The sequence below is a fragment of the Pontibacter chitinilyticus genome, from assembly GCF_039748935.1.
Classification (GTDB): Bacteria; Bacteroidota; Bacteroidia; order Cytophagales; family Hymenobacteraceae; genus Pontibacter; species Pontibacter chitinilyticus.
In genome coordinates this window covers 1-15,702 of record NZ_JBDIZJ010000003.1, presented here as the reverse complement: position 1 = coordinate 15,702, position 15,702 = coordinate 1, and the positions used below count along the sequence as shown (strand labels likewise).

Below are 15,702 nucleotides of genomic sequence, written 5' to 3'. Positions count from 1 at the left end.
ACAATTTATATGCTTACACAAGTCATCCAGCTGGAATTTATTTCGCTCGGAAATCTTATAGTATACTTTAATATATAGTGCAAGAAGTGTCAGCTGCTTCGTGGTTTGCGCTGTGGTTCCTATAAATCAGAAAAGCGCATATGTTATACTTTAGCGTATGCGCCTGATGGAGGTAAGTTAACGGTGCAGGAACAGAAGCCCGATGTCAGGTCCTTTCCTGTAAGGAGCTGCTCCCAGTTTACTTGGTTTCGCATAAGAATTAAACCGTGAAACATTGAACCGGGAGCTTGCCACAAAGGTTAGAAAGAAGAGACGAACACAACTATCAGAAAGTCTGGACACGAACAAGGCCATAAACACCTGCCGGCATACTAAAGCGCAGAAGCATTCTTATAAAGCCTAAACACATTAGCATTCTACTACCTGCCGGCTGCATACCCCTGAGGAAGAGCATGTTTAGCAAAGACAATGTTAACCTGCTGTGAAACAAAAGAAAAAGACTGCTAAAAGGCTTTTAAAACTACATAAAAAAGCAGAAAGTATGGCACAAAAGCGTCGCTTGCTTTGTTATGATCAGACGGCGCTAATCAGCTAAAATAATTAGCAAAATACTTGGCTACTGTTTTGGATATTGGCTCCGATTTCGTAATTTCACCTTCAATATAAAAGATCATTAATCACAAACACATGAGCGTAAGCAACGAAAAACTTAAAGCCCTGCAGCTGACCATCGATAAACTCGACAAAACGTACGGTAAAGGCACCGTAATGAAGCTGAGCGATGAGAAAGTAGAGGACATACCGGCCATTTCTACCGGCTCTCTGGGGCTGGACATTGCTTTAGGTATTGGCGGTTTGCCACGTGGCCGTGTTATCGAAATATACGGTCCGGAATCTTCTGGTAAAACCACGCTGACCATGCATGCGATTGCAGAGGCTCAGAAAGCAGGCGGCCTGGCTGCGTTTATCGATGCTGAACACGCATTCGACAAGACATACGCCAAAAAGCTTGGGATTGACACTGAAAACCTGTTGATTTCGCAACCAGATAATGGCGAGCAGGCGCTGGAGATTGCCGACCACCTGATCCGTTCCGGTGCGATCGACATTATTGTGATTGACTCCGTAGCTGCCCTGGTTCCTAAAGGCGAACTGGAAGGCGACATGGGCGACAGCAAAATGGGTCTGCAGGCACGTTTAATGTCACAGGCACTGCGCAAGCTTACCGGTACTATCAACAAAACCGGCTGCTGCTGTATCTTCATCAACCAGTTGCGTGAGAAAATTGGTGTGATGTTCGGTAACCCTGAAACAACTACCGGTGGTAACGCTCTGAAATTCTATGCTTCTGTGCGCCTCGATATTCGTCGCGTTGGTCAGATCAAGGAAAGCGCTGACAACATTACCGGTAACCGTACCCGCGTGAAAGTAGTGAAGAACAAGGTTGCACCTCCTTTCAAAGTGGTGGAGTTTGACATCATGTATGGCGAGGGTATCTCTAAAGTAGGCGAGATTCTGGACCTGGGCGTAGAACTGAACATTGTGCAGAAATCAGGTTCCTGGTTCTCTTATAACGGCGATAAGCTGGGACAGGGCCGCGATGGTGTGAAGCAGATCTTGCTTGACAATCCGGAACTGATGGAGGAAATAGAGCGTAAGATCAGAGACATTGTGAAGGGCGAGCCAGAGAAAGTGGCTGCTGCCCTGGAAGATGCTGCTGCAGAATGAACTCTTTTCCCCACATATAAGTAATAAAAGGTGCTACGTAACAGTAGCACCTTTTTGCTTTAAAGGGGTTGGTTCCCTCGGCTTAGATGTTTAAATTAGGCCATGAAGATACAGTTGGTATAAAAGTTGATTATAACTCTTTATAGACAGGCTGTTCTAAATGCTGATGACGTATGAAGAAGTTTTTCCCGGTTATACTTTTAATTTTATTTGTGGCTTTTGGATTCGTTGCAAAAGAGTGGATGCGCGTTGTGCCCAATGAAAGCTTCTCTACCGGAGAGGTATTAAAGTATAAAGTACACTATGGCCCTATTACAGCTGCTGAAGCAGTGATCGATGTATCGCCGATGATACACCAGGTAAATGAACGCCCCTGCTACCGTGCTACCGTGTATGGCAAAACCACTAACTCATTCGATCTGTTTATTAGAGTGCGGGATACGTGGCAATCATACATCGATACCGCTGCTATTCTGCCACACCGTTCGTTCCGCAACATTGAGGAGGGCAATTACCGCAAACGCGAAACAGTGGACTTTAACCACTACAGCAATGTTGCCTCTGTAGAGAAGAAAAAGAAATCAAAACCAAAGGAAACCGGCAGCTATAAAATACCCGATAATGTACAGGACATTGTCAGTGGAATGTACTACCTGCGCACCATCGACTACGACAAACTGCGCCCCGGCGACAAAGTGAATGTGAAAGGATTCTTTGACGAAGAAACCTTCGATATGCAGGTGATTTATAAAGGCCGCGAGGTGGTGAGCACAAAAGCCGGCGATTTCAGGGCCATCAAACTGGTGCCTAAAATGCCGGCTAATAAAATGTTTAAGGGCGAAAACGCTATTACCGTATACTTGTCGGATGATAAAAACAAGATTCCGGTACTGATAGAGGCAGAAATGTTTGTGGGCTCGCTGAAAGTTGACCTCTACGATTATAAAAACCTGAAGCACAAACTGATGTTGGCTCAAAATTAAAGGCTGTGCGGCACGGAGTAGCGCCTGTGTTAAGAAAATATTATGATTTGGTTAAATCGGCTAAGGTACTGTAATGTGTAGTATCTTTACAGGGTATAAAGGCATTGCAGTTGGATTGTTTACAACTTAGCCCCGCTTGCGTTAGCACGTTGTTGCTGGGCCTAAGGGAATAATTACTTAACCAAATCCCATACCACTGTGCAAACCGCAGCAAACTATAAGATCCTTGTAGTAGACGACGATCCGGACATCGTAGAGATGCTACAGTATAACCTCACCCGCGAAGGCTACGATGTAGCGCAGGCAGAGAACGGCAAAAAAGCAATTGAAGAGGCACAAGATTTCAAGCCGGACATTATCCTGATGGACGTGATGATGCCAGTGCTGGATGGTATTGCCGCCTGCCGCCAGTTGCGCGAAATGAATGAGTTCCGCCATACCCACGTTATCTTTTTAACTGCCCGTGCCGAGGAGTTCTCAGAAGTAGCTGCTTTCGAGGCCGGAGCCGATGATTTCCTGACGAAGCCTATCAAACCCCGCGCATTGCTTAGCCGCCTGGCTGCCTTTACCCGCCGCGACTCGCAGCAGGAAGAGCAGGAGAAAGTAATCGAGATCGGCGGCCTGCGCATCGACCGCACCAGCTTTGCCGTGTATAAAGGCGACAGCAAAATCACACTGCCGAAAAAGGAGTTCGAACTGCTCTCGTTCCTGGCTGCTACACCAAACAAAGTGTTTACACGCGAAGAGCTCCTCAACAATGTGTGGGGCAGCGATGTGTATGTGATTGCCCGCACCGTGGATGTACACATCCGTAAAGTGCGTGAAAAGATCGGCGAAGAAAACATCAGAACCATCAAAGGGGTAGGCTATAAGTTCAACACCGATTAAAGCATGAATCTAAACTCCCGTACGCTTGCTCTTTTAACCTCATTGGCGGTGGCTGTTGTGCTAACCGCCTTTCTTGCTTTAGCCACCTACCTCTCGTCCGAAGGCCTGAAAGTTGCGCTGGTGGTGGTGTTCATTAGCTGTTTTTTTCTGGTGCACTTCTCTTATGAGGCGCTGGTGTTTCGCGAGATCAAAAATGTTTACTCGAGCCTGGAGAAACTAAAGAAGCAGAACTACAACAAAGTTGAAGGACAACTGGCCTTTACTGCTGATCCGCTTAAAAAAATTAAGGAAGATATTTTCCTGATCGCCGAGCAGAAGCAACAGGAGATCGATGAGCTGAAGCACCTGCAGTCGATGCGCCGGGAATTTCTGGCTGACGTGTCACACGAGTTAAAAACACCCATCTTTGCTGCACAGGGCTTCATTCATACCTTGCTTGACGGCGCCATAGATGACCCCAACGTGCGCGATAAGTTTCTGCAGAAAGCCGGCAAAAGCCTCGACTCCCTGGATGCGCTGGTGCAGGATCTGATCAGCATTTCGCAGTTTGAAAAAGGCGTGGTGAAGATGCAGAAACGCAACTTTGATGCCGCGCAGCTGGTGCGGGAGGTATTTGAGCAATTGGAACTGAAAGCTGCCGCGCAGGAAATGACGCTGCACCTGTTAGTAGAGCCTGAAGAGCAGATCATACTTTATGCTGACCCAAACCGGATGCGGCAGGTCTTCATCAACCTCGTGGACAATGCCATCAAGTATGGACGCCGCAAAGGCAACATCTGGGTCTCGTTTTCTGAAGGTAAGAAGAAGTATACCATCACCGTAAAAGACGACGGCAAAGGTATTGCTGAGGAGCACATCAACCGCATTTTCGAGCGTTTCTACCGCATCGACAAGAGCCGCGCTCGCGATACCACCAGCACCGGCCTGGGCCTTGCCATCTGCAAGCACATCGTGGAGGCGCACCGCTCCATCATCGCTATCAAAAGCGAATTGGGCAAGGGTACCACGCTGCGGTTTAAGCTGCCGAAGGCGAAGAAGGAGTAGGTGGCGGAACTAGCTTTCAGCGGTAGCCTTGAACGTTTTGATGAAATGAACGGTGCCGCTGCCGTTCTTGGGCACCAGGTCAAAGCTTACCCGCACGCCCTGAATGTGGAGCGGCTTGTTTGCTTTCAGCAGCTGCCCCATATAGAACGTCGCTCTTTTACCGTCTTCTAGCAACGACTCCTGCTCGGTGGCCACCAGTTCCTGTTCCAGGTTCTGAATGCCGGCCATTTCTAAAACCGATGGGTTAAACAGGTATTCTACTGAGCTTACGTCAAGCTTATACTGATAAGCATGAGCAGCATCAGAACTTGATGTTTCTTGATAAACAGGCCTCCTGTTCAGGTAAAACACGCCTAACGCTTTCGAATAAAAAGGCGCCAGCCCCTGCCCACTTGAGAGGTCAGATCCGCTTACATTAAAATACACGTTTGTTAAGCCAACTCCTGAAGGCGCCAGCTGCATGTCTAAGGTTGTGTTCCATTTGGTATGCGCCCAAGCCCTTTTATAATTTATAGCATCCAATACAGCTTCTTCCTTCAAACTCTTTAGCTGATCCAGATCTGCTCCGGATAGTGAGCCGGCTAGTTGGCTCAAATCTTTTTGGCCATACAGCATGTAAACAGCATCCGCTGATATAGTGCTTCCAAAATTCTGACTTAATCCGAAAGCATGCACTTTGCTCTCTAGCTTGCCTGCTGGCTGCCCGTTGAGCGACAGTGCATATTGCTTTACCATTAAAAGGGTACTCCCTATCCGGAACATGGAATTTTTGCTGTAAATATTCTTGTCGAAAGCTAGTTCATACTCTACGGCAAGCCAAGAGGAATCGGCAAGTGGCTGCGGCTCATAAGAGAAAGCAGGCATGTTGTTCTTATCCACGTCAACGATGAATTGGTTTGTAAATTAAGTAAGGGAGAGCCTTCAGACGTTTGCACGCTGCTTTGCAGAATATTGTAATCCTGCACATGTTGTGTACCCGGTCCAACAAAATAGTAATACCTTAAAATGCCTCTGTACTTGTTATACAAGCCTAGCATTAGTGGCTCCGACCAGTGCTTTGTCGAAGAAGTGCTTATGTATAACTCCCACCCGTCCGACTTTTTGTAGTCATTGCGAATATCATCGCTGAACTGCGTTTTGCTTTGTCACTCCAGGGCATAGGAACACGCTGCACACCCGGAGGCAAAGGCAAATATTCCAGGTTCTCCCAATCAAATGCTTCCTGGCCTTCTGCATAGTCTATCGGGTATTCTACAGCTGTAAATGTCGTCGATTATCTTTGGCGCTGCACCGGTTACTTCTTCTGAAATAATGCTCAGTTCAGGTTCAGGATTTTCAATCTTGTGTTTTGTGCAACTCAGGTTTGTAAAAATAAGCGCAGATACGAACAGGAAATGCAGGAGGTAATTTGTTGTTTTCATTTGTTATGCTGTAAAGGTAAGTGGCTAGCTTGTTGATAGTATGTGTAAGGTATTTTCCTTAATCATTTTCCTAAGGGTTTGGGCAAAGAAGTTTGTTAAGCTTAAAATCTGCTTATAACGTTAGGCCAATTCCCAGCCTTACCCCAGCATCTAGCATGCTCTGCTGGTAATTTTGTGCTCGAAAAGCAATAACAGCGTGCTGTTGTAAAAAGGGATTGACAAAGGCCGACACTTTGGGGCTGAAGCTATACTTTAAACCTACGCCAGCTATAAATCCAATGCCAGACTGGTCGTCTACAAAGCTGCTCTTCGTCTCAAAATCCGCTACCACCCCGGCTTGTACAAAAAGATATTTCCAAAAGTTGGCTCTGGCAGTTATGGGAACTGATAGCAATGCAAGGCTACTTGTCCGGGTGGCCATCTCCCGACCTGGATAAAAACCTGGTGTAACACTGACAGTATAGTTCGTGTAAGCAAGGCCTGTTTCCATACTTAGCCAGTTGTTTAAGGGCTTTAGGTAAGATAAGCCTATCCCGTAAAACCCTTCTCCATTGTAACTTCCTGCTCCGTCTAACTGTGGTTCCAGAATTACATTTGTTCCTGTAGCAAATGTAAAGTTCAATTCACCTTTAGGTATAGTCTGAGCAAATACTTGGGTGCATGCCATTAAAAGGCAGAGCATTAGCAGTAAGGTTGTTTTCATAAGTATGTAGTTAAGATTTAGATCTATAGGACACCAGCATACTTGCCGCGCAGTAATTTATACTTCGCCGATTAGCAAGCGAGCACATGGCTACAGTGCTTCACTGCAAGTATACATCTGACTCTACTAATATAGTTAAAATCCTCCAGCTATAGTATTTAAGATAGAAATAACTTTATTCCACTTTGTTAAGAATAGCCGCCCTAGAGCAGAAGCCATACATACCTAAATACCGAACACCTCAAAATTGCGTATCTTTGCAGCATGTATGGCAACAAGGATAGCTGTATCTGAAACAAAGTATAAAGCAAGATGAAATACCCGGTTTTTAAGGACCTGATCATATTTGAGAACGAGGACTATGTGGTGGTGAACAAACCCCCATTTTTGTCTACATTAGAGGACCGCACACCTAATTCTACTAACTTGCTAAAGCTGGCCCGCCAATATAGCCCCGACATGCAGGCCTGCCACCGCCTGGACAAGGATACATCCGGCTGCCTGGTGTTTGCCAAGAACCCGGAAGCTTATCGCCACTTGGCCATGCAGTTTGAAGCCCGTGAAGTATATAAAATTTACCATGCCGTAGTATGGGGGCAGCATAAGTTTGAAGACGAGCTGGTAAACCGCTCTATTGAGGCCAGCGCCAAAGGAGTAGCGAAACTAACGCCCAAGGGCAAGCCGGCAGAAACCTTTTTCACGACCATTGAGAACTACAGCCGCCATACGCTGCTGGAGTGCAACCCCGTAACCGGTCGCCTGCACCAGATACGCGTGCATGCTGCTTTTCTGGGTGCTCCCATTGTGGCAGATGGGCTGTATGGCGGCGAGCAGGTATACCTGAGCCAACTGAAGCGCAATTTTAACCTGAAGCAGGAAACAGAAGAACAGCCGCTTATCAAACGCTTTGCCCTGCATTCCTTTAACATTGGATTTACACTGCTCAATGGGGAGCCTGTAAAAATAGAGGCGCCTTATCCGAAAGATTTTGCTGTGCTGGTAAAGCAGTTGCGCCTGCACTAAGCAGCCCTTCCGTAGAGACGCAAATCCGGCGTCTCTACGACACCCGCAGCACAATTTTACCAATGTTCCTATTCTCCTGCATGTAACGATGCGCATCGGCCACGTCCTTCCAGTCGAAAACGGTGTCTACTACGGGTTTTATACTTCCGTTCTGGAGCAAAGGCAGCACGAAAGCACTCATCTCCTGGGTGAGCTTTATTTGGTAAGCGCTGGAGCGGGAACGAAGCGTAGAGCCCATCACCTGCAGCCGCTTGGCCAGCAGGCTACGCAGGTCAAAATCCTCTACCTTGCCACCCCCTAAACTGGCCAGCAGCACCATGCGCCCATCCTGCCGCAGGCAGCGGATATTCGATTTAAAGTATGGCGCACCAATAAAGTCGATGATGACGTCTACGCCTTCAGAATTTGTGTAGGCCATTACCTCCTCTTCAAAACTCTGCTCTTTATAGTTGATGGCTTGCTGTGCGCCTAAGTCCAGGCACGCCTGCAGCTTAGGCCCTGAAGCAGTGACCAGCACCTCAGCCTTTTTGGCCCGCGCTAACTGTATGGCTGCCGTGCCTACTCCGCTGGCCCCGGCATGCAACAACACCCGCTCTCCCGCCTGCAGCTTGCCCAGCCACACCAGCGCCTGGTAGGCTGTAAGGAAGACCTCAGGTATGGCAGCAGCCTCCTCCATACTTAATTTGTCGGGCAGCGGCATTGCCATAGATTCGTGGATAATGGCATATTCAGCATACCCGCCGCCGGGCAACAAGCCAAAGACCTTATCGCCTTTCTGAAAGCGCGTGCAGTTTATGCCGGCCTCTATTACCTCTCCGGCAATCTCCAGGCCCAACAGCGGACTTGCGCCCTCTGGTGGCGGATACTTGCCCTCGCGCTGCATGGTGTCGGCTCTGTTTAGGGCGGTAGCATGCACCCGCACCAGTAACTCATCAGGTTTGGGCAATGGCTGCTCATACTCGCCCAAATAAAGTTGTTCGGGGCCGCCGGGTTGTTTTACAAGGATTGCTTTCATAGGTAATGGAATAAAGGTTTATAGCTAAGTATACAGCTGATCAAATTTTTCAGCTTCTCTTGCAAGGTACTGGTTACGCTTTCACAGCCTCAGCAGCACCTCTCCTTCCGAGGCAAAAAGCTGCTGAAGACATTCTACGAAAAGAACCAACCGGCCTCCTACTCCCGTCGAATCGCTTCCACCGGGTCTAGCCGGGCGGCGCGCATGGCAGGATACGTACCAAACACGACGCCCACCACAACTGCTACCCCCGCTATTAACAGGAACGTATTGGCAGTATAAGCGGCTTGAAATGGTACATCGGCAAAGGCTTTGATGAGGGGTACTAGTCCGAGGGAGGCAAGTACGCCAAGCAGCAGGCCAAGTATACTTCCAAAGAGCGACACCGTAACTGACTCAGCTAGGAACTGCAGCAGGACATCACGCTTTTTAGCACCCATCGCCTTTCTTACGCCAATTTCTACGGTGCGTTCCGTTACCGAAATCAGCAGCACGTTCATCACACCAATACCACCTACCACTACGGAGATCCCCACGATCAGCCCCATCACCAATCGGAAAAGCAGAAAACCCTGTGCCGCCTGCTCCACCCGCGATCCGTTGGTAACAACCCTGAAGTCCGTCGTATCAGCAGGGAAGTTGGCTTTGAGCCACTGCTCGGCATGCGCTTGCAGCAGAGGCACGTCCTCTACGTTCACTGCTTCCAGTGTGCCCGTTGGCGGACTGGCCTTCAGCTGTTCATCCGTCAGCAGCGTAATCGGAAAACAAATCAAGGCAGCCTCGCCCGCACCAGACGCCAACTCCCCAATCACCTGCAGCTGGAGGTTGTTGTAAGTGATGCTCTTACCCAGCAGCGACTGCGCCGAATCTTTCCCCAGCGCCTGTACGGCAAAATGATGATTTATAAAAGCTACGTGCTGCTGCTGTTGCACATCCGCCGTATCAAAGAATCTCCCCTTGTCCATTTTGATGAAAGCCGGAAAGGAAGCGTTGGTCGCCATTACCGTTGCGGCAATGGGCTCGTTTTTGCCCGCCAGCTTCACTTCCCCGTTTTGGCGCTGCTGCAGAAGCCCTGTGGCAGCGCGTGGCAAGGAAGCCAACAGTTTTGTGAAGCTCTCCATCGTTAGGTAAGCATAGTTCTCCTTATCCAAGCGCAGGTTATCGGTGGTCTTCTGCGTATTCGTGAGCACGACAATGGCTTTGAGAGAAGTAGTGGTGGTGATCTGCTCCTGCGCATACTTTTCCATGCCATCTATCAGCACGAACACCGTTACCAGTGCTGCTACGCCAATCACAATGCCAAGTACCGAGAGAAAAGTATGAAATAACCTGGCCTGGACATTCTGCAGGGCCAGTGAAAAGGAAATGAGCAGTTTCTTGAGCATACAAGCAGGTATTTGTATAAATATACTGATTTATACTTCCCGATTTATACTTTACCCGCCCTAGTTTATACTTGTTCCGCGTGCAATTCTGATTATCTCTAAGAGACTGCATGTGGCACTTCAGCTAAGTATTTTAAAGATAAATAAGAATCTTGTTGCCATTATTACGATATTTTCGTAAATATACGAAAATATCGTAATACTATGGAAAAGCTAACACAACAGGAAGAAGAAGCAATGCAGGTTATTTGGGAACTGGATGGCGGTTTTATCAAGGATTTTCTGGAAAAGCTTTCGGAGCCAAAACCGCCTTATACAACGCTGGCATCTACGGTGAAGAACCTGGAGAAAAAAGAATACCTCGCGAGCGAAAAACTGGGCAATACCTACCGCTACACACCACTTATTAAAGCGGAAGATTATAAGAAGCGCTTTATGAAAGGCTTTGTAGGTGATTACTTCAAGCACTCCTACAAAGACCTGGTGGCATTTTTTGCTAAAGAAAAGCAGATCAGCGCCGAAGAACTGAAGGAGATTATTGATATGATCGAAAACAAAAAATCAGAATAGTATGCCAGCCCTCCTTTTATACTTGCTGAAAGCAAATATTGCGCTGCTGCTCTTTTACCTGGCCTACCACCTGGTGCTGCGGCGACTGACTTTTTATGCGCTCAACCGCCTGTTCCTGCTATTTAGCCTCTTCTTCTCCGCGCTCTACCCGCTGGTAGATATATCGGAGTTGTTTCGGCAGCACCAGGCTTTGGCTTATACTTATATCCCTGCACTGCCCGCCTGGCAGGTAGCCCCTGCACTCCCCGGCGAACCAAGCGCCTTTAATTTCTGGCTCGTTCCGGTGGTGCTTTTCTGGCTGGGCACGGCGGTTATGGCGATACGGCTGTTGCTGCAGTTCGTGTCCCTCTACCGCATTCACGCTGCTTCGATGTCGGCCGCATACCAAGGCATTGGTTACAGGCAAGCTCAAAGTATAGTCCACGCCTTCTCGTTCTGGCAGACCATTTACCTCAATCCCAGGCAGCATAAAGCGGGAGACATAGAAGCCATACTACACCATGAGCAGGTGCACGTAGCCGAGTGGCACACGTTGGATGTGCTGCTGGCGGAGCTAAGCACCGTATTTTACTGGTTTAATCCAAGCGTATGGCTCCTGAAGAAAGTAGTTAAAGAGAATCTGGAGTTTATTGCTGACCAGCAAGTGGTACAAGCCGGTCTGGATCGCAAAACCTACCAGTACCTGCTCCTGAAAGTGACAGGCGTTCCGGAGCCACAAATCGCCAATCAATTTTACTTTCCCTCACTTAAAAGAAGAATCGCTATGATGAACAAAATTCCTACCCGCAAGGCTAGTCAGCTCCGGTTGTTGGTTGTGCTACCGCTTGTTACTTTTCTACTCTTTGCTTTCCAAAATACAACACAGCCTGAGAATGCCGGCCCTGTGCTCCGGGAGCAACAGAATGACGCTATTGTTTACTATATAGATGGCGTAAAAGCCACGAAGAAGGTAGCCGATCAGCTAAACCCCAATGCTATCTACAGTGTAGATGTGGTAAAAGGAGAGCAGGCTAAAGAAGTACCCGATAACAAAGCCGGCAAAGATGTGATATCCATTATAACCAAGCAGAACAAAGACTCTGAACAGGTCCGAAAATTTCAGGAACACCTGCCGCAGCACAGCACCCAGGAGCAATCAGGTACGCTTCCTTTTATCTTTATCCCTGCAAACGACCCGTATTATAAGAATAACTTACCAGCCGATTACGTTGCTTTTCTGAAGCGCAACCCCTCCGTAAAACAACTGGGCTGGAAGTTCGACAACAGCAAAAACTGGAATCTGGAATCCATCATCATCTACCTGAAGTCAGGGAAAGAAGAGGAGTATGCCTTTCATCAAAAGCCCCGCATTCCAGCCGTGGAGGAGAAGTATGGCCCACTGCCTGCCCTACCGGCACCGCCGCCGCCTGCTGTGGCAGCTAACCCATCAGTTCCGCCACCACCTCCACCCCCTGCAATGCCAAGTCCGCTCTATATTCAGGATAAGGCTAATTTACCAGCAGATTACGAAGCATTTCTGAAGCGCAACCCGACAGTGGATCGGGTAGGTTGGACAGGCACTGATATGAAAAAGATAATCCTTTATTTTAAGTCTGGCAAATCCGAGACTTATAATCTAAACAACAGCAAGAGCATGGATGCGGCCATAAACAAGTATGGGGAATTACCAGCCTCTCCTCCTCCTCCGCCCCCACCACCGATAAGAGCCAACAATAAATAGAAAGCCGAAATCTAAAGGCCCTGAGAAACCTCACCCGTTTCTCAGGGCCTTTTTGGTAAAGATACCTGCAAGTAGCTCCTATCTTGTCATACTATTTACCTGTTACACAGCATATTTCTGCACAGAGGTTGTATCTCAAATAAATTACTTATATCTTTGTGTCCATTTTTCAAGAACCGAAAGTCCTATAATTAAATAAATAAATCGCTTACAACCACTAAAAATGGATCATTTAAGTTATAAGACCCAGTATGTCAGCAAAAAAACCGCCAATAAAGGCTGGGTAGTTGTTGACGCCGGGCAAGGAAGCTTGGGTCGTGTGGCAGCAGAAGTTGCCAAGATCCTCAAAGGCAAGCACAAGCCTTCGTACACGCCAAACGCTGACTGCGGAGACAACGTGATCATCATCAATGCGGATGACACGCGTTTCACAGGTCGCAAATGGGATCAGAAGTACTACCTGTCGCACACTGGTTATCCAGGTGGCCAGCGCAGAATTTCTCCCCGTGAGCTTAAGGCGAAATCATCAACGCTGTTGGTAGAGCGTGCTGTGCGCGGTATGTTGCCTAAGAACAGATTAGGCCGCGAGTTATTCAGAAATCTTCATGTTTTTGCAGGAAGCGAGCATCCTTATGCAGCTCAGCAGCCTAAAGAATTAACCCTCAACATTTAATTTAATGGAAGTTATCAATACATCCGGTAGAAGAAAAACCTCGGTGGCACGCATCTACATGACGGCCGGGCAAGGGAATATCACTATTAACGGTAAAGATATCAAGGCATACTTCCCTAGTGAAGTATTACAAACTATTGTGAATCAGCCGTTTCAAACCTTAGATCTAATTGGCAAGTACGATATTACTGCCAATCTAAAAGGTGGTGGTGTAAGCGGCCAGGCTGAAGCACTTAGACTTGCTATCTCTAAAGCACTGGTAGTTGAGAACGCCGAGACTAAGTCAGCACTTCGTAAAGAAGGCTTTATCACCCGTGACCCACGCATGGTAGAGCGTAAGAAGTTCGGTAAGCGTAAAGCGCGTCGTTCATTCCAGTTCAGTAAACGTTAATATTAAAGGTGTATCAACAACATGGCAAGTACTAATTATAAAGAATTACTTGAGGCAGGTGTTCACTTTGGCCACCTTACCCGCAAGTGGGATCCGAAAATGGCGCCGTATATCTTCATGGAGAAGAACGGTATCCATATCATTGACCTGAACAAGACGTTAGCCTCGCTTGACGAAGCTACTTCAGCGATCAAAAACATTGCTAAATCTGGTCGCAAGATCCTTTTCGTTGCTACTAAAAAGCAGGCGCAGGAAATTGTAACAGAAGAAGCAAAGCGTCTGAAAATGCCTTATGTAACGGATCGTTGGTTAGGCGGTATGCTGACTAACTTCGCTACGGTGCGTAAGTCATTGAAGAAAATGTCTACCATTGATAAGATGGTGAAAGACAACACCGCTTATGCGGCTATTGCTAAGCGTGAGAAATTAATGCTTTCTCGTGAGCGTGAGAAACTGGAGCGTGTACTGGGTGGCATCGCAGACCTGTCTCGCCTGCCAGCTGCCCTGTTTGTAGTAGACGTAAAGCGTGAGCACATTGCGGTAAAAGAAGCACAGAAGCTGAACCTGCCGGTTTTTGCAATCTGCGACACGAACTCTAACCCGGAACTGGTGGATTTCCCTATCCCGGCAAACGACGACGCTTCGAAGTCTGTAGCCCTGATCGTTTCGATCATCGGTAAGGCGATTGAAGAAGGTTTGTCTGAGCGGAAAGTGGACAAAGAAGAAAGTGAGCGCAAGCGTTCTGAAGAAGAAGGCATTAAGGCGAAACAAGAAGCAGACGAGCAATAAGCTATTGTTCATATTATCCTAGACAAACTGAACATTGGGCACAGCTGCTTCAATGTTCAGTTTGTTTTAGGGGATTAAGAAAGACAAGGGTTCCTCGGCAGCTACGATGCAAGCCGTTAGCCCAAAGGTATTTCTACTTCCATAAAAGTAAACGTATAATTTATAATTCTTAAGTATAAAAAAATGGCTATTACAGCACAAGACGTTAACAGACTCCGCCAGGAAACAGGAGCAGGTATGATGGACTGCAAGAAAGCGCTGACAGAAGCAAATGGCGACTTTGAAGCAGCGAAGGACATCCTGCGTAAGCAAGGTCAGAAAATTGCAAACAAGCGTGCTGACAATGCCACTTCTGAAGGAATTGTATTGACGCAGGTAAATGCAGAAGGCACAACAGGCAAAGTAGTAGCAATAGCCTGCGAAACAGAGCCGGTATCGAAAGTAGAAGATTTCCAGAACCTGGCTAAATCTGTACTGGAAGCGGCTGTTTCTAAAAATCCGACCTCTAAAGAGGAGTTGTTGGCTACACCACAGGCTGATGGCCGCTCGCTACAGGACCATATCACTGACTTGATGGGTAAGATTGGAGAGAAGATCGACGTTATATCGTACGAAACAGTAAATGCTGATAAAGTAGTGGCGTACAACCACTCCAATGGCAAACTGGGCGTACTGGTTGGTCTGACAAATACCAATGGCACTGATGTAACAGAAGTTGGTAAGGACATAGCGATGCAGATCGCGGCAATGAAGCCAATTGCGTTGGATAAAGACGGCGTTGATTCTGCAACGATCGAGCGCGAGATTGAAGTAGGCAAAGAGCAGGCGCGTGCCGAAGGCAAGCCAGAAAACATGCTGGAGAAAATTGCACAAGGCAAGCTGAACAAGTTCTACAAAGAGAACACCCTACTGAACCAGGAGTTCGTAAAAGACTCTTCGCTCACTATTTCACAGCTGCTGGAAAAGACCAGCAAAGGCTTAAAAGTAAGCGAGTTCAAGCGTGTAGCTATCGGCTAAGCGCCAACACAAGTATAAAAAGAAAAGGCCCGCACATGTGCGGGCCTTTTTTGTGTTTACGAATCGAAGAGGATTCTATTCGGACTCCTTCTACTTGCCAAGCCTAAATAGCTACCCAGCCCCGCTTGTGATTTGATTCCAAAATACGCTCACAGATGAGTAGCTCCCGGTAACCGTCAGCAAATGTGGGATAGGTCGGGCTTGCTGGTTGACCACCGCTTTCAATTGCAGCATACACCTCTTTGAACATTTGCTTGGAAGTATCGGGGAAACCTTCGTTGTGGCCACCAGGAAACGTAATCAGGGAGCGCACTTCCGGGTGCACCAGCGACGGATCGCGCATGAGCAGTTG

Annotated in this window: 15 protein-coding genes and 1 pseudogene; 11 read left to right on the top strand and 5 right to left on the bottom strand. The window is 47.6% G+C overall.

Annotated elements, in window-relative coordinates:
* The first annotated feature begins 687 nt into the window (after positions 1-687).
* The 4 genes from recA to ABDW72_RS06470 all read left to right on the top strand — a co-directional run bounded on the left by recA (position 688) and on the right by ABDW72_RS06470 (position 4,643).
* Positions 688-1,728 carry a recombinase RecA gene (gene recA / locus ABDW72_RS06485; RefSeq protein ID WP_347157669.1) on the top strand — a complete coding sequence of 347 codons (1,041 nt, stop codon included), beginning with the start codon at positions 688-690 and terminating at the stop codon, positions 1,726-1,728.
* Positions 1,729-1,901: 173 nt separating this feature from the next.
* Positions 1,902-2,711 (top strand): DUF3108 domain-containing protein, encoded by an 810-nt coding sequence (locus ABDW72_RS06480; protein ID WP_347157668.1) that lies wholly within the window; start codon positions 1,902-1,904, stop codon positions 2,709-2,711.
* 198 nt (positions 2,712-2,909) lie between these two features.
* A complete protein-coding gene (locus ABDW72_RS06475) occupies positions 2,910-3,599 on the top strand; it encodes a response regulator transcription factor (RefSeq protein WP_347157667.1) in 690 nt (229 codons plus the stop codon).
* Between the two features lie 3 nt (positions 3,600-3,602).
* On the top strand, positions 3,603-4,643 hold the full coding sequence (locus tag ABDW72_RS06470; RefSeq protein ID WP_347157666.1) for a sensor histidine kinase: 1,041 nt from the start codon (positions 3,603-3,605) through the stop codon (positions 4,641-4,643).
* Positions 4,644-4,652: 9 nt separating this feature from the next.
* Here the strand turns inward: ABDW72_RS06470 and ABDW72_RS06465 are convergent, their stop codons facing one another.
* Both ABDW72_RS06465 and ABDW72_RS06460 read right to left on the bottom strand, forming a co-directional pair.
* Positions 4,653-5,522, bottom strand: coding sequence for a hypothetical protein (locus ABDW72_RS06465; protein WP_347157664.1), 870 nt, complete (start codon positions 5,520-5,522; stop codon positions 4,653-4,655).
* A 654-nt stretch (positions 5,523-6,176) separates the two neighbouring features.
* Positions 6,177-6,767 (bottom strand): outer membrane beta-barrel protein, encoded by a 591-nt coding sequence (locus tag ABDW72_RS06460; protein ID WP_347157663.1) that lies wholly within the window; start codon positions 6,765-6,767, stop codon positions 6,177-6,179.
* 312 nt (positions 6,768-7,079) lie between these two features.
* Between ABDW72_RS06460 and ABDW72_RS06455 the strand changes: the two genes are divergently transcribed.
* A complete protein-coding gene (locus tag ABDW72_RS06455; protein WP_347157662.1) occupies positions 7,080-7,790 on the top strand; it encodes an RluA family pseudouridine synthase in 711 nt (236 codons plus the stop codon).
* Positions 7,791-7,824: 34 nt separating this feature from the next.
* Here ABDW72_RS06455 and ABDW72_RS06450 read toward each other — a convergent pair whose 3' ends face one another.
* Entirely contained in the window at positions 7,825-8,805 is a 981-nt protein-coding gene (locus tag ABDW72_RS06450) for an NAD(P)H-quinone oxidoreductase (RefSeq protein WP_347157661.1), read from the bottom strand.
* A 158-nt stretch (positions 8,806-8,963) separates the two neighbouring features.
* Entirely contained in the window at positions 8,964-10,190 is a 1,227-nt protein-coding gene (locus tag ABDW72_RS06445) for an ABC transporter permease (RefSeq protein ID WP_347157660.1), read from the bottom strand.
* A 204-nt stretch (positions 10,191-10,394) separates the two neighbouring features.
* Between ABDW72_RS06445 and ABDW72_RS06440 the strand changes: the two genes are divergently transcribed.
* From ABDW72_RS06440 to tsf, 6 genes are all read left to right on the top strand, one after another.
* Entirely contained in the window at positions 10,395-10,760 is a 366-nt protein-coding gene (locus ABDW72_RS06440; protein ID WP_347157659.1) for a BlaI/MecI/CopY family transcriptional regulator, read from the top strand.
* Position 10,761: 1 nt separating this feature from the next.
* Positions 10,762-12,480 carry a M56 family metallopeptidase gene (locus ABDW72_RS06435; RefSeq protein ID WP_347157658.1) on the top strand — a complete coding sequence of 573 codons (1,719 nt, stop codon included), beginning with the start codon at positions 10,762-10,764 and terminating at the stop codon, positions 12,478-12,480.
* A gap of 223 nt (positions 12,481-12,703) precedes the next feature.
* On the top strand, positions 12,704-13,153 hold the full coding sequence (gene rplM / locus ABDW72_RS06430; RefSeq protein WP_347157657.1) for a 50S ribosomal protein L13: 450 nt from the start codon (positions 12,704-12,706) through the stop codon (positions 13,151-13,153).
* Between the two features lie 4 nt (positions 13,154-13,157).
* Positions 13,158-13,544 carry a 30S ribosomal protein S9 gene (gene rpsI, locus ABDW72_RS06425; RefSeq protein WP_347157656.1) on the top strand — a complete coding sequence of 129 codons (387 nt, stop codon included), beginning with the start codon at positions 13,158-13,160 and terminating at the stop codon, positions 13,542-13,544.
* Between the two features lie 21 nt (positions 13,545-13,565).
* Positions 13,566-14,333: a 30S ribosomal protein S2 gene (rpsB, locus tag ABDW72_RS06420; protein ID WP_347157655.1), complete on the top strand. Its 768-nt coding sequence runs from the start codon at positions 13,566-13,568 to the stop codon at positions 14,331-14,333.
* Between the two features lie 183 nt (positions 14,334-14,516).
* The gene (gene tsf / locus ABDW72_RS06415) at positions 14,517-15,350 is read left to right on the top strand and encodes a translation elongation factor Ts (protein WP_347157654.1); all 834 of its coding nucleotides are present in this window, start codon (positions 14,517-14,519) and stop codon (positions 15,348-15,350) included.
* Positions 15,351-15,453: 103 nt separating this feature from the next.
* On the opposite strand, the pseudogene ABDW72_RS06410 reads toward tsf, so the two are convergent.
* A pseudogene (locus ABDW72_RS06410) lies at positions 15,454-15,702 on the bottom strand (gfo/Idh/MocA family oxidoreductase); the annotation flags it as partial.

What these genes read in the sequence shown, in the direction of transcription:
- rpsI (WP_347157656.1), top strand. Translation starts at nt 13,158, where the DNA reads ATGGAAGTTATCAATACATCCGGTAGAAGAAAAACCTCGGTGGCACGC.
- ABDW72_RS06435 (WP_347157658.1), top strand. Translation starts at nt 10,762, where the DNA reads ATGCCAGCCCTCCTTTTATACTTGCTGAAAGCAAATATTGCGCTGCTG.
- recA (WP_347157669.1), top strand. Translation starts at nt 688, where the DNA reads ATGAGCGTAAGCAACGAAAAACTTAAAGCCCTGCAGCTGACCATCGAT.
- rplM (WP_347157657.1), top strand. Translation starts at nt 12,704, where the DNA reads ATGGATCATTTAAGTTATAAGACCCAGTATGTCAGCAAAAAAACCGCC.
- ABDW72_RS06440 (WP_347157659.1), top strand. Translation starts at nt 10,395, where the DNA reads ATGGAAAAGCTAACACAACAGGAAGAAGAAGCAATGCAGGTTATTTGG.
- ABDW72_RS06450 (WP_347157661.1), bottom strand. Translation starts at nt 8,805, where the DNA reads ATGAAAGCAATCCTTGTAAAACAACCCGGCGGCCCCGAACAACTTTAT.
- ABDW72_RS06470 (WP_347157666.1), top strand. Translation starts at nt 3,603, where the DNA reads ATGAATCTAAACTCCCGTACGCTTGCTCTTTTAACCTCATTGGCGGTG.
- ABDW72_RS06460 (WP_347157663.1), bottom strand. Translation starts at nt 6,767, where the DNA reads ATGAAAACAACCTTACTGCTAATGCTCTGCCTTTTAATGGCATGCACC.
- rpsB (WP_347157655.1), top strand. Translation starts at nt 13,566, where the DNA reads ATGGCAAGTACTAATTATAAAGAATTACTTGAGGCAGGTGTTCACTTT.
- ABDW72_RS06445 (WP_347157660.1), bottom strand. Translation starts at nt 10,190, where the DNA reads ATGCTCAAGAAACTGCTCATTTCCTTTTCACTGGCCCTGCAGAATGTC.
- tsf (WP_347157654.1), top strand. Translation starts at nt 14,517, where the DNA reads ATGGCTATTACAGCACAAGACGTTAACAGACTCCGCCAGGAAACAGGA.
- ABDW72_RS06480 (WP_347157668.1), top strand. Translation starts at nt 1,902, where the DNA reads ATGAAGAAGTTTTTCCCGGTTATACTTTTAATTTTATTTGTGGCTTTT.
- ABDW72_RS06455 (WP_347157662.1), top strand. Translation starts at nt 7,080, where the DNA reads ATGAAATACCCGGTTTTTAAGGACCTGATCATATTTGAGAACGAGGAC.